General features: G+C 64.2%; 14 protein-coding genes. 1 reads left to right on the top strand and 13 read right to left on the bottom strand.

Annotated features, from left to right (window positions below; genetic code table 11):
• Positions 1 to 243: 243 nt before the first annotated feature.
• The 9 genes from ldcA to ddpX all read right to left on the bottom strand — a co-directional run bounded on the left by ldcA (position 244) and on the right by ddpX (position 8247).
• Positions 244 to 1173 (bottom strand): muramoyltetrapeptide carboxypeptidase, encoded by a 930-nt coding sequence (gene ldcA, locus AWB65_RS05715; protein ID WP_087666215.1) that lies wholly within the window; start codon positions 1171 to 1173, stop codon positions 244 to 246.
• A complete protein-coding gene (tadA, locus tag AWB65_RS05710; RefSeq protein WP_268808235.1) occupies positions 1170 to 1715 on the bottom strand; it encodes a tRNA adenosine(34) deaminase TadA in 546 nt (181 codons plus the stop codon). Before tadA ends, ldcA begins: the two co-directional genes overlap by 4 nt.
• The gene (locus AWB65_RS05705; RefSeq protein ID WP_087666213.1) at positions 1712 to 2104 is read right to left on the bottom strand and encodes a DnaJ family domain-containing protein; all 393 of its coding nucleotides are present in this window, start codon (positions 2102 to 2104) and stop codon (positions 1712 to 1714) included. The genes tadA and AWB65_RS05705 overlap by 4 nt, the downstream gene beginning before the upstream one ends.
• Before the next feature lie 226 nt (positions 2105 to 2330).
• Positions 2331 to 3113: an ABC transporter ATP-binding protein gene (locus AWB65_RS05700; protein WP_087666212.1), complete on the bottom strand. Its 783-nt coding sequence runs from the start codon at positions 3111 to 3113 to the stop codon at positions 2331 to 2333.
• On the bottom strand, positions 3110 to 3988 hold the full coding sequence (locus tag AWB65_RS05695) for an ABC transporter ATP-binding protein (RefSeq protein ID WP_087666211.1): 879 nt from the start codon (positions 3986 to 3988) through the stop codon (positions 3110 to 3112). Before AWB65_RS05695 ends, AWB65_RS05700 begins: the two co-directional genes overlap by 4 nt.
• Before the next feature lies 1 nt (position 3989).
• A complete protein-coding gene (locus tag AWB65_RS05690; RefSeq protein ID WP_087666210.1) occupies positions 3990 to 4904 on the bottom strand; it encodes an ABC transporter permease in 915 nt (304 codons plus the stop codon).
• A gap of 51 nt (positions 4905 to 4955) precedes the next feature.
• A complete protein-coding gene (locus tag AWB65_RS05685; protein ID WP_087666209.1) occupies positions 4956 to 6026 on the bottom strand; it encodes an ABC transporter permease in 1071 nt (356 codons plus the stop codon).
• On the bottom strand, positions 6027 to 7640 hold the full coding sequence (locus AWB65_RS05680; protein WP_087666208.1) for an ABC transporter substrate-binding protein: 1614 nt from the start codon (positions 7638 to 7640) through the stop codon (positions 6027 to 6029). It lies immediately after the preceding gene.
• 43 nt (positions 7641 to 7683) lie between these two features.
• Positions 7684 to 8247 carry a D-alanyl-D-alanine dipeptidase gene (gene ddpX, locus AWB65_RS05675; RefSeq protein WP_087666207.1) on the bottom strand — a complete coding sequence of 188 codons (564 nt, stop codon included), beginning with the start codon at positions 8245 to 8247 and terminating at the stop codon, positions 7684 to 7686.
• Between ddpX and AWB65_RS05670 the strand changes: the two genes are divergently transcribed.
• Entirely contained in the window at positions 8239 to 8418 is a 180-nt protein-coding gene (locus tag AWB65_RS05670) for a hypothetical protein (protein ID WP_087666206.1), read from the top strand. The genes ddpX and AWB65_RS05670 overlap by 9 nt on opposite strands.
• Positions 8419 to 8508: 90 nt before the next feature.
• Here AWB65_RS05670 and AWB65_RS05665 read toward each other — a convergent pair whose 3' ends face one another.
• The 4 genes from AWB65_RS05665 to guaB all read right to left on the bottom strand — a co-directional run bounded on the left by AWB65_RS05665 (position 8509) and on the right by guaB (position 13123).
• A complete protein-coding gene (locus AWB65_RS05665) occupies positions 8509 to 9063 on the bottom strand; it encodes a 2'-5' RNA ligase family protein (RefSeq protein WP_087666205.1) in 555 nt (184 codons plus the stop codon).
• Between the two features lie 41 nt (positions 9064 to 9104).
• Positions 9105 to 10688 (bottom strand): glutamine-hydrolyzing GMP synthase, encoded by a 1584-nt coding sequence (gene guaA, locus AWB65_RS05660; RefSeq protein ID WP_087666204.1) that lies wholly within the window; start codon positions 10686 to 10688, stop codon positions 9105 to 9107.
• A 173-nt stretch (positions 10689 to 10861) separates the two neighbouring features.
• Complete coding sequence (locus AWB65_RS05655) at positions 10862 to 11659, bottom strand: hypothetical protein (RefSeq protein ID WP_087666203.1); 798 nt, start codon at positions 11657 to 11659, stop codon at positions 10862 to 10864.
• Positions 11660 to 11662: 3 nt separating this feature from the next.
• On the bottom strand, positions 11663 to 13123 hold the full coding sequence (gene guaB, locus AWB65_RS05650) for an IMP dehydrogenase (protein WP_087666202.1): 1461 nt from the start codon (positions 13121 to 13123) through the stop codon (positions 11663 to 11665).
• Positions 13124 to 13397 lie beyond the last annotated feature (274 nt).

Raw genomic sequence — 13397 nt, 5'->3', positions numbered from 1 at the left:
TTCAATTTAGGAATTGTCGGCAATCGTGTTTGGAATGAAGTTTGGCCGACTTGCAAGCCAATGCTGACGGGCCTCCGCGCCTATTTCTAACTATTTTGTCATCATTGATTGCACTTTTTTGTCGACAATGAGGTTCGTACGGGTGACTTGCGGGTTAACTCGGAGAGAGATAATTTGGACCGTTAGTTGCGTGAATGAGTTTGTAAAAAGCGCCTCGACCGGGCGCCAAGAAAATCAGGAAAGTTACGCGAGATGCGGATAATCGCTCAGCTTCATCGTGAAGCCCTGGGGACGCGCGACGAGATGCGCCGTCGCGCCGAACGGCAGTGTCAGAAGGTTCTCGACGTGCCCGAACTGCAGCCCCGTCACGACCGGAATCCCGATCACAGCGCGCACCTGCTCCAGCATGGCATCGAGGGAATAGCCATTGTCGTAGTCCGAGAGCCGTCCGCCCGAGAATTCGCCCATCACAAGCGCCTGCTGGCGCCCGAGCACGCCCGACTGGTGCAACTGATAAATCATCCGTTCGATACGGAACGGATGCTCGTTCACGTCCTCGATGAACAGGATGCCCCCCTCCACCGGCGGCATGTACGGCGTGCCGACCAGCGACGCGAGAATCGCGAGATTGCCGCCCCACAGCATGCCGGTTGCATCGACGGATTGCTGCTGCGGCGTGTTACCCGTCACGGTGAACGCCGGGCGCGTGATCGCGGTCCAGAAGTTCTGCATCGTGAACGTGCTCGGATGTTCGGCGCCGAAGTCACCGGCGAACATCGGGCCGCCGAAGCTCTTCAGACCGGCGCGCGCGTAGAGCGCGCACTGGATCGCGGTGAAATCGCTATGGCCGACGATCGCGATCGGGCGGTCTCCCAGGCGCCGCTGCAGGCCGTCGAAGTCGAGGCCGTGCAGGATGCGCGACGCGCCGTAGCCGCCGCGCACCGCAAGCACGATGTCAGGCAGGCGCCGCGCGGGGTCGGCGAGGCGGTTCAGGTCGGCGGCGCGCTCGCTGTCGGTGCCGCCGAAGCGCTGGAAGCGCCGCTGCGTCGCGTGCAAATTTTCCAGCCGATGCCCCTGCGCCCGCAGCCGATGCAGTCCCCGCTCGACGGCCGCGGGATCGTGCGGATAGCCGGAAGGCGCGACGAAATCGATGGTGCGGGGCTTGACGATCATGGAGTATCTGAAGAGGTCGGGAGAGTGAACGCCGCTTCACGCGCGCGGCGGGCGTCGCGTTCCTCGCGTGCGAGTTGCCGGCGTTCGGCGAAGAAATTGCGCAGCGCGTGGCCGCAATCGTCGGCAAGTACGCCGCCGACGACCGTCGTGTGGTGATTCAGCCGCTCGTTGGCGAAGACGTCGACGACGCTGCCGCACGCGCCCGTCTTCGGGTCCGGCGCGCCGAACACCACCCGCGAAATGCGGGCATGCATGATCGCGCCCGCGCACATGAGGCACGGTTCGAGCGTGACGTAGAGCTCGCAGCCGGGCAGCCGGTAGTTTTCGAGCGCCCGCGAGGCCGCGCGCAGCGCGACCATTTCCGCATGCGCCGACGGATCGTGCCCGCCGATCGGATGATTGAACCCCGTCGCGATGACTTCGTCGCCGCGCACCAGCACCGCGCCGACCGGCACTTCGCCCGCCGCGCGCGCCTCATTCGCCGCTTCTTGAGCCAGCGCCATGAAATAGCGGTCGCGTTCGTCGGACGGTGGCTCGCTCACTTCGGCTGCTCCGCGGCGCGGTTTTGCGCGCGCTCGGAGAGCCGCTCGGCGATGCGCCGACGATATTCGTGCGGCACCGTGGACCCGCCGCGCAGCGATTCGAGCGCCATGTCGAGCGCGAGCATCTTCGCTTGCAGACGGCAGCGCGCCGCCGGATCGGTGACCTTGTCGAACTCTTCCTGCAGGTCGCGCAGCGCCCGCAATTGCTCGACGGCCGGCGGCACGAAACCGGCGTTTTTCAGGATTCGGTTCGCGACGCGAACTTCTTCGGGCACGAGGGCGTCGTCGTCGAACTGGAGCGGCGCGCCCGCGCCGGGCAAATCGTCGAATTCGCCGCGCGCGGCGGCAGCGCTGATCCGCTGTTCGACTAAGGCATCTAGCAGTTTCATCGGGGATTACGATCGGCCTACGGACACAAGGCCCGGCCGGTCTTTCGCAATATCGTTAGGTTGGCCGCTCGGGGCCGGAACACTGTCCGCGACGCGTGTCGCAAAATGCAGGACGGCATCGGAAATCAAGCCAGCCATTCTATCAGCGAGTTCCGAAAACGATTTCTTCCAAACGCACGAGCGTTCGAAGCGAGTTCCGTTTATGCAACAGGCACAAAATTCCGCTTCATAACGCCGCATCGACGCCGATCACCTCGGCTACTTTTCGCTTGTAGCCCTCCGTCGCGAGCAGCAGGCTGCGCGTGTATTCGTGCTTCACGTCGCGCGCGCGGACGGCATCGATCGAAAGCTGCTCGACCACTTCGCCGTTGCGCATCACGGCGATCCGCTGGCAGAGAAACCCGACGACCGCGAGATTGTGGCTCACGAGGATCATCGTCAGCTTGCGTTCGCGATGCAGCCGCCGCAGCAGGTTCAAAATCTCCGCCTGCACGGAGACATCGAGCGCGGAGGTCGGTTCGTCGAGCAGCAGCACGCGCGGCTCGACGATCAGCGCCCGCGCGATCGACACCCGCTGCCGTTGCCCACCCGACAACTGGTGCGCATAGCGAAAGCGAAACGCCGGCCCGAGCCCGACTTCGCGCAACCCGTTCAGGATGCGCTCGTCCTCGTCGCCGATGCCGTTGATCGCGAGCGGCTCGCGCAGCGTCTGATCGACGGTGAAGCGCGGATGCAGCGAGCCGTACGGGTCCTGGAACACCATCTGCACGTCGCGGCGGAACGCGCGGTCGATTTTGCTGCCGAGCGAGTGCGTCGCGACCTGCATCGCGCCGCCGGCGAGCGGCACGAGACCGGTGAGCGCGCGCAGGATCGTCGACTTGCCCGACCCCGATTCGCCGACGAGCCCGAAGACCTCGCCTTCATCGACATGGAAAGACGCGTCGCGCACCGCGTCCGCGTAGCCTGTCTTGGTCTTGAAGCGGATATGTGCGTTCAGGACGTCGATCATTGCGCGGCTCCTTCGGCGTCAGTGAGCCATGACGCGTCGCGACGCAACGTCGGCAGTTCTTCTGGCGGATCGGTCAGCGGCGGATTGGCCGCGAGCAGTCCGCGCGTGTACGGATGCTGCGCGTGCTGGAGATCGCGCGCGGCGCACGTTTCGACCACGCGCCCGCCGACCATGACGACGACGCGGTCGCAGAACGACATCACGAGCGGCAAATCGTGGCTGATGAAAATGAGCCCCGTATCGTGCTTTTCGATCATTTCGTCGAGAACGGCGAGCACCTGGATCGACACGAGCACGTCGAGCGCGGAGGTCGGCTCGTCGGCAATGAGCAGGCGCGGCCCCGCCGACACCATCATCGCGATCATCACGCGCTGCCCCATGCCGCCCGATAGCTCGTGCGGATACGCATCGGCGACGCGCTCCGGATTGCGGATATGCACCGCCGCCAGCGCCGCGACGATCCGCTCGCGCATCGCCCGAGCGCCCAGCTTCGGCTCGTGGCGCCGGAACGCTTCGCGCATCTGCTGCGCGACCGTCATCACCGGATTGAGCGAGTACTTCGGGTCCTGCAGGATCATGCTCATCTGCGTGCCGCACAGGCGCCGCCGCTCCTTCGGACGCAACGCGAGGAGGTCGGTGCCTTCGAAGCGCAGCGCATCGGCCGACCATTGCGCCGACGGCGGCAAGAGCCCGAGCAGCGCGCGCCCCGTGAGCGACTTGCCCGACCCCGATTCGCCGACGATACCGAGCCGCTCTCCCCTTTGCACCGTCAGCGAAATACCGCGCACGGCGTCGGCGAGCGTGCCGTCGTGGGCTGGGAAGCCGATCCGCAGGTTCTCGATCTCGCACAGCGGCGGATTCGATGACGTTTGCATGTCAGCCTCCGTGGCGGGGATCGAAAACGTCGCGCAGACCGTCGCCGAGCAGGTTGAACGCGAGGCTCACGAAGAGGATCGCGAGGCCGGGGATCGTCGCGACCCACCACGCGTCGAGCAACACATTGCGGCCCGAGGCAACCATGTAGCCCCATTCGGGACTCGGCGGCTGCGCGCCCAGGCCGAGAAAGCCGAGCCCCGCGACGGCGAGGATGATGCCGGCCATGTCGAGCGTCGCGCGCACCAGCACCGACGACGAACAGAGCGGCACGATATAGCGCAACAATATCCGCATCGACGACGCGCCCTGCAACCGCGCCACGTGGATGAAGTCCGCCTGCACGAGCCGCAGCGTTTCGGCGCGCGCGAGCCGCGCGTACGGCGGCCACGCGGTGATGGAGATCGCGATGACCGCGTTGAACACGCCCGGCCCGAGCGCCGCCGCGAAAGCGAGCGCGAGCACGATCTTCGGGAACGCGAGCGCAACATCCGTGAGACGCATCAGCACCGTATCGACGAAACCGCCGCAAAAGCCCGACGTCGTGCCGATCAGCAAGCCCACGGGCACCACCAGCACGACGACGAGCATCGCGATGCTCAACGTGAGCCGCGAGCCATGCACGAGCCGCGAGAGTATGTCGCGGCCGAGCTGGTCGGTGCCGAACCAGTGCGCGGCAGAACCCGGCGGCATCAGGCGATCGGAAAGCGTTTGCTGCAGCGGGTCTTGCGTCACGATCATCGGACCGACGGCCGCCACCGCGATCAGCAGCACGAGAATCGCCAGGCCGAACATGCTGAGCGGATTACTCGAAAAGCGCCGCCAGCGGCGATACGCGCGGCCGAGCGCCGCTTGTCTGCGTGACGCGGGAGTATCGGTGAGAAGCCACGCCTTGAGATGCCCGCGCTGCTTGCTCATGGGCCAGTCCTGGGTCGAATCATCGGTTGATTGAGGCATGGGCATCTGTCGTCAGCGCGTCCGAGGATCGAACACGCGATAGAGCGCATCGGTCAGCAGGTTCAGCGTGATGAAGGTCGCGCCGATCACGAGCGTGCTGCCGAGCACGGCGTTCATGTCGGCATTGAGCAGCGCGCCCGTCAGATACGAGCCGATGCCGGGCCACGCGAACACGATCTCCGTCAGCACCGAGCCTTCGAGCAGGTAACTGTACGCGAGCGCGATCACCGTCAGAAGCGGCACCGCGATGTTGCCGAACGCATGCCGCCAGATCACGCGGCGCTCGGTGAGGCCCTTCGCGCGCGCGGTCGTCACGTATTCCTGACTCAACTGGTCGAGCATGAACGAGCGCGTCATGCGGCTCAGGTACGCGATCGAATAAAACGCGAGGATGCCCGCCGGCAGCACGATGTGCGAGAACGCGTTGGCGAACACGTCCCACTCGCCCGCGATCAGCGAATCGACGAGCAGGCTGCCGGTGCGCGTATCCACCATGCCGTCGTACATCGGATCTATGCGGCCCGGTCCGGAAACCCAGTGCAAGCGCGCGTAGAACAGCAAAAGGCCCATCAGCGCGAGCCAGAACACCGGCACCGAACTGCCGATCAGGCCGACGAAGCGCGCGACGTGATCGATCCACCGGTTGTGGCGCACCGCCGCGATCACGCCGAGCGGCACACCGATCCCAACGCCGACGATGATCGACAGCGTCGCGAGTTCGAGCGTCGCTGGGAAGACGCGGCGGATGTCGTCGATGACCGGATTCGCCGTCAGGAGCGATACGCCGAGCTGGCCGTGCAGCACGTCACGCGAGTAGATCAGGAATTGCTCGATGAGCGGCTTGTCGAGGCCGAGCCGCAGGCGCGCGGCGGCGTATGCCGTCTCCGATGCGCGATCGCCAAGGATCGCGAGCACCGGATCGATCGGAATCTTGCGGCCGATGAAGAACGTGATTGCGAGCAAGCCCGTGAACGTGATCAGGAGCATCGCGACCCAGCGCGCAAGCACCAGTATCCAGCGCACGCCGCGCCGCCGCTCCGAAAGCGCGCGGATGCGGTCGAAGGTCGAAAGCGGCGTCGACACTTATTGCTTCTTCAGGTCGCGATACGAAACGAGGTCGTTGATCGGCCCGACTTCGAGACCCGTCACGCCCGGCCGCGCGGCCACCTGCGACACCTTCTCGAACATGATCACGAAGGGCGACTTCGCGAGCATTTCCTTTTGCATCGCCTGATACATCTGCGCGCGCTTCGTCGTCGACGATTCCGCGAGCGCCGCGAGCGTCTCCTTCGTGAGCGCGGGGATGTCCCACGAGTTGCGCCATGCGAGCATCTTGTAGCTCGACTTGTCGGAATTGTCGGGGTTCCACGCGAAGCCCTGCGCATTGCTATGCGGATCGATGTAATCCGCCGACCATTCGCCGATGTAGATATCGTGCTGACGCGCGCGATAGCGGCCGAGCGTCTGCTTGTTGTCGCTCGGCATCAGTTGGACCTTGATGTTGCCGAGCGCGAGGTTCGCCTGCACCGCCTGCGCGATCTCGCTATACGGATAGTCGTTACGCACGTCCATCTTGACGGTGAAGCCATCGGCGAGACCGGCCTTCGCGAGCAGCGCCTTCGCCTTCGCGACGTCCTGGTGATACGGGTTCGTGTTCAGCGCGCCGAGGAAGCCTTCGGGCAGGAAGGTCTGATGCACCTTGTAGGTCGTGCGGATCACGTTCTTCTGGATGCCCTGATAGTCGATGAGCCACTTCATCGCTTCCTGTACTTCCGGCTTCGCGAGATTCGGGTTCTTGTTGTTCAGGCCGAGGTACATCAGCGTTGCCTGCGGCACCGACGTGACCTTGATCTTGCCCGCCTTCGAGAGCGTGTCGAGGTCGTCGGGGCTCAGGTCGCGTGCGACGTCAATGTCGCCGTTCTCGATCATCAGGCGCTGGCTCGCCGCTTCCGTCACGTGACGCAGCACGATGCGCTTCATCGCGAGCGGCAGGCGATAGCCGTCGAAGCGCTGCAGCACGATCGATTCGTTCGCGCTCCACTTGACGAGCTTGTAGGCGCCCGAGCCGGCTTCGTTCGTCTTCAGCCACTCGTTGCCGAAATCGTTGTCCTTCTGATGCGACTCCGCGAGCTTGCGATCGATCACCGACGCCGGCCACGCGCCGAGCACATTCAGCACGAAGGTCGGCGCGTACTTCTGGTCGGTGGTGATCGAGACAGTGGTGTCGTCGATTTTCCTGACGTTCTGCAGCGCGTTGGCCTTCGTCAGGCCGATGCCCGCGAGCACGGCCGCCGCGCCCTTGTCGAGGAGCGCCGTGCGCTGGATCGACCACGCGACGTCATCGGCGGTGAGCGGGTTGCCGGAATGGAACTTGAGGCCCGGGCGGATCTTGAAGGTGAACGTGAGGCCGTCGGGACTGACCGTCCACGATTGCGCAACGTCGCCATTGAATTTCGACGGGTCCTTCAGATCGACACGCACCAGACGATCGTAGGTGTTCGCGACGTATTCCTCGGGGACGAGTTCGTAGATTTCGCCGGGGTCGAGGGTGGTGAATTCGTCGAGGAGCGTGGCCATGACGAACATGTCTTTGGGGGTTGCTGCCTGTGTCTGGCCTGACGTCAGGGTGAGTGTCAGCGTGGAGGCGACGGCGAGTGCTGCAAGTGTTGCGAATGTGTTGCGCAAAACCAGTTTCATATCGCGTTCCGTTTTTTTTGGGGTGTCGTGGTTGCTTGCGTATTTACATCAGGCGCAGCGGGCCGCTTTCGCTGTTGTCGATCACCGGACGTTCGCGCGATCCCGGCAGCTCGTAATGCCACCACTCGCTCGCGATGTGCGTGAACCCCGCGCCGTGCATCACGCCGAGCAGCAGCGTGCGGTTCTTCTGGACTTGCTCGGGCAAGCCAGGGTGGAAGTGCTCGGAGGCGGCGACCATCGCGTCGAAACCCGTCCCCATGTCGAGTTCAGCGCCGTTCGCATCGACGAGCGTCAGGTCGATCGCCGTGCCCCGGCTGTGGTTCGAGCCGCGACCCAGCTCGGCGATGAAAGTCGGATCGGGGAGGAAATCCCAGAGGACCTGCTGAGCCTGCGGCGGGCGGTAAGCATCGAAGATTTTGAGCGTCATGCCGATGGTTTGCGCGATCTCCACGGCCTTGCGCAAGGCAGATTCGGCAGGTTCGAGCAGAAGGCAATGCGCGGCCTTGTAGATCGGCTTGCCTGTGAAATTGCGATCGGTCGCGTAAGCGAGGTCGATCTGGACGTGGTGGGTCTGGGGGGTGATTTCCAGGAGGCGGGGATGGGTCATGTCGTACTGCTGCGGGTGAGTTGCGTGAGCGCGAAATGCGGCACGGCGCGGGGCGCAATGACCGCGGCGATACGCCTGTCGCGCGACGGTGATCCGGTGATGGGTGCTGCTGGTGTCTTCGCGGGGGAAGTCGGCATCGGCGCGTCGGTCGTTTGTCGTCCGTTATTTTGATGGCAAATATTAGACCGAGCCAAAATTGTGCAGGCAGCTAATAAAACTTATTGAATCGACCGTTGTGATTGATAACGGCACTGATCGCAATCAGTCGATGAGTGGCCAGCGTGCAAGCGGCACATACTGCGACCGGCCAAGCAGACTCCGCACGAGGACGAATTCGCGCGCGATCCAGGAGATCGGATCGACGGCTTGTTCGGGCAGATGGTGCTCGTCGTAGAGCAAGGTCACGTGCGGCGTGTAGTGCGTATTCGACTTGATCGCAAGCCCGGTGGCTTGCAGTTCGACGACTAGAGCCGCGTGAAGGTCGAGCAGTCCGGTGTCTATGGCATCCGGGGCTGCGCGCAGAACGAAAGGACTTTTGCTTCGTCTACCGGGAAAACTCGAAGCGCGATCGAACATGACGCCAACCGGCGGCAGCATGATTTTTGATGCGGCAGCGCATGCTATCGCCACCAGGTCTTCCGGTACGCCCGCAAACGCCCCCAGATGATGCAAGGTGACGTGAAATCGATCAGGAGCGGCGGGCTTGCCCTTCAAGCCGTACTCGGCGCGTAAGCGCTCGGCGAGCCGCGACAGCCGCTCGGCGGCCGCGGCGTCGGGGTAGATGGCGAAGAAGAGGGAGTCGGTTAGTGCCGGCATTGCGCCTTTACGCGCGGTTCAGAGGCAAACAGACAGCCCCCTCACTCCCACTCGATCGTAGCCGGCGGTTTCCCCGAAATGTCGTAAACCACCCGATTAACGCCCCTAACCTCATTAATAATCCGGTTCGAAACATGCCCGAGCAGTTCATGAGGCAGATGCGCCCAATGCGCCGTCATGAAATCGAGCGTCTGTACAGCCCGCAGCGCGACGACATATTCATAAGTCCGCCCATCGCCCATCACCCCGACGCTCTTCACCGGCAAAAACACCGCAAACGCCTGACTCGTGAGGTCATACCAGGACTTCCCCGTTTCCTTATCTATCGTAGTGCGCAGAGTCTCGATAAAAATCGCATCCGCGCGACGCAGCAGGTCAGCAAACTCCCGCTTCACCTCACCGAGAATCCGCACGCCGAGCCCTGGCCCCGGGAACGGATGCCGATACACCATCGCCGGCGGTAGCCCAAGCTTCACGCCGAGCTCACGCACCTCATCCTTGAACAATTCACGCAGCGGTTCCAGCAGCTTCAGGTTCAACGTCTCCGGCAACCCGCCGACGTTGTGATGGCTCTTGATCGTATGCGCGCCCTTCTTTCCCTTGCCCGCCGATTCGATCACGTCCGGATAAATCGTCCCCTGCGCGAGCCACTTCGCATCCTTCAACTTGTTCGCCTCGGCCTGAAACACCTCGACGAACTCCGCGCCGATAATCTTGCGCTTCGCCTCGGGATCGGTCACGCCCGCGAGCTTCGACAAGAACACCGTGCTCGCATCGACGTGGATCACCTTCACGCCGAGGTGATCGGCAAAAGTCGTCATGACCTGCTCGGCCTCGTTCTGGCGTAAAAGACCGTGATCGACGAACACGCACGTCAGTTGATCACCAATCGCGCGGTGCAAGAGCGCCGCCGCTACCGACGAATCCACGCCGCCCGACAAACCCAGAATCACATGCTCGTCGCCGACTTGCGCACGAATCTTCTCGACGGCTTCGTCGATGTAGTGCCCCATTTCCCAATCGGGCGTCGCGCCGCACAGTTCCAGCACGAAGCGATCGAGCATCGCGCGCCCCTGCACAGTGTGCGTGACTTCCGGATGCCATTGGAGGCCGTAGAAGCGGCGCTCGTCGTCCGCCATCGCGGCGATCGGGCACGACGGCGTCGATGCCATCAGCCTGAACCCGGCCGGCATGTCAGCCACCTTGTCACCGTGGCTCATCCACACCTTCAGCATGCCGTGACCGGAGTCGTCCTTGAAATCCTCGATGTCGTTCAGAAAGCCCGTGTGGTTGTGCGCGCGCACTTCGGCATAGCCAAACTCGCGCAGCTTGCCAAGCTCGACCTTGCCGCCGAGCTGATCGGCCATCGTCTGCATCCCGTAGCAGATGCCGAGCACCGGCACGCCGAGATCGAACACGATCTGCGGGGCGCGCGGGGAGCCCGCTTCCGTGACCGAATTCGGTCCGCCCGACAGAATAATGCCCTTGGGCGCGAACTCGCGGATGAACGCCTCGTCGACGTCGTACGGATGGATTTCCGAGTAGACATGCGATTCGCGGATGCGTCGCGCGATCAACTGGGTGACTTGAGAGCCGAAATCGAGGATCAGGATTTTGTCGTGCATGGCAGCGGCCAAAGGCGAAGTAAACGGTTGCGGTGATGGGGGCGCGGGGTCGGCGTCATCGCGACGTCCGGCTCCCGCCAAAAAATCGACGGCCGGCGCGAAGGCCGACCGCTGGAGTACAGGTCGTGACGAAACGCCCGGTTCGGTTGAGGCGCGCTTCGCTCATGCGGCTTTCATCGCGTATCGGGACGCAGCGGGTCAGGCGTAAGACGCGGTTCGGTCCGCTCGCCCGTCACGGGGTCGATGGTTCTGCCGGTAGCGGGATCGATGGTGCGGGCAATCGTCGGCTCGATCGTGCGGCCGGTCACGGGGTCGATCGTGCGGCCGGTGACCGGGTCGATGCTGCGGCCGGTCGCCGGATCGATCGCCGTGGCTGCCGGCGCTCGCGCTGCGGGCCGCGTTCCGACATCCAGCGCCTCGCCCGCGACAGGCTCGCCAGCCAGCGGATCGACGCGACGGCCAGCGGGTGCCGTAGCCGTAGCAGGCGCAGGCGTCGCGCGGACATCTTCACGCTTCACCGCCGCGCGCTTTTCAGCACGATCCGCCGCCACCGCGCCTGCCGCCTGCGCCCGCTCGCGTCGACGCACCGCGCCCGCGAGCCGCACGCTGCCAAGCCCGAGGATCAGCAGGATCACGCCCGTCAGCGCAGAGACCACCTGCCCGAAGCCGGCGAGCTCCGGGGTCCGAAGCCCGAGCAGCCACACGAGCATGACCACGCCCGACAGCCATTCGACATGCCCCGAAACCCTTGCGCCCGTCACCGTCAACGCGCCGTTGACGGCCGCGTGAAACGACAGCCACGCCAATCCGACAAGCGCGATACCGAACAGTTGCCCGGCGAACGCAGGCTGCACCTGAACGAGTTGCAGCGCGCTGTACAACGCAGCCCAGGGCGTCAGCAGGAACAGCACGCCGAACGCGAGAAAAATCAGGGCATTGACGACGAGTACGGCTCGCAGCAACGGTTTCATGGTTTAGTCCACGTGATAGTTGGGCGCTTCCTTGGTGATCTGGACGTCGTGGACGTGCGATTCGCGCATGCCCGCCGCCGTGATCTGCACGAACTCGGCCTTGTCGTGCATCTCCAGAATCGTGCGGCAGCCGCAGTAGCCCATGCTCGCCCGCACGCCGCCAACCACCTGGAACAGGATCGCGTTGACCGAGCCCTTGTAGGCGACGCGGCCTTCGATGCCTTCCGGCACGAGTTTGTCGATGTTCGCCGAGTTGTCCTGGAAGTAGCGATCGGCGGCGCCGTCCTTCATGGCGCCGACCGAGCCCATGCCGCGATACGCCTTGTACTGGCGGCCCTGGAACAGGAACACGTCGCCGGGCGATTCTTCCGTGCCCGCGAGCATGCTGCCCATCATGACGGCGTTCGCGCCGGCGGCGAGCGCCTTCGCGACGTCGCCGGAGAAGCGCACGCCGCCGTCGGAGATCACCGGCACGCCGCTGCCCTTCAACGCTTCCGACACGTTCGACACCGCCGTGATCTGCGGCACGCCGACGCCCGCGACGATCCGCGTCGTGCAGATCGAGCCCGGGCCGATGCCGACCTTCACGCCGTCCGCGCCGTACTCGACGAGCGCCTTCGCCGCTTCGGCCGTCGCGATATTGCCGCCGATCACTTCGATGTGCGGATACTTCTGCTTGACCCAGCGCACGCGTTCCAGCACGCCCTGGCTGTGGCCGTGCGCGGTATCGACGACGATCACGTCGACGCCCGCCGCCGCCAGCAGTTCGACGCGCTCTTCGTTATCAGCGCCGACGCCCACCGCCGCGCCGACCCGCAGCTTGCCGTGCTCGTCCTTACAGGCGTCCGGGTGTTCGGTCTGCTTGGTGATGTCCTTGACCGTCATGAGGCCGCGCAGCTCGAACGCGTCGTTCACGACCAGCACGCGCTCCAGCCGGTGGCTGTGCATCAGCGCCTTCGCTTCGGCGAGCGGCGTGCCTTCCTTGACCGTCACGAGGCGCTCGCGCGGCGTCATGATGTTGCGCACCGGTTCGTCCATGCGTTCTTCGAAGCGCAGGTCGCGATTGGTGACGATGCCGATCAGCTTCGGCCCCTCGACGACCGGAAAGCCCGAAATGCCGTGCTGCTGCGTCAGCGCGATGACATCGCGCACGCGCATTTGTGGCGGCACGGTGATCGGATCACGCACGACGCCCGACTCGAAGCGCTTCACTTTCGCGACTTCGCGAGCCTGTTCCGCAGCGGTGAGGTTCTTGTGGACGATGCCGACGCCGCCCATCTGGGCCATCGCGATGGCGAGGCGCCCTTCGGTGACGGTGTCCATGGCGGCGGACACGAGGGGCATGTTGAGGGAAATCTTGCGGGTCAGCTGGGACTTAAGGGTGGTGTCGCGCGGGAGAACGTTGGAAAACGCGGGCACGAGGAGCACGTCATCGAACGTGAGTGCTTTCTGGATCAGACGCATGGCAAATCCTATGGGCGCAAAAGCAGATTATACCGATAGTTCCCCGGTTTTTCACTGACCGAACATTGGCTTACGTGAATCCGTCGCAATTTCCGGGCCCATTTTCGACCGTCATTTCGCTTTTCTTTTCGCGTCGTTTTCGGGTGATTTTCGGTTTGGCCTTCCGCGCTATCGGCCCGCGCGCGGGGTCGAAACCGGCATCGGAGTGCAGCTTTCGACAAGACAAACCGCCCCCGCCCCGTGCTACTCTGCGCGCCTTCAAGAGCCAGGGAAT

Origin of the sequence: Caballeronia humi (assembly GCF_001544475.1) — a bacterium.
In the GTDB taxonomy this organism is placed as follows: Bacteria; Pseudomonadota; Gammaproteobacteria; order Burkholderiales; family Burkholderiaceae; genus Caballeronia; species Caballeronia humi.
Note: the sequence above shows the minus strand (reverse complement) of the source record. Positions and strands in the feature narration are given on the sequence as shown.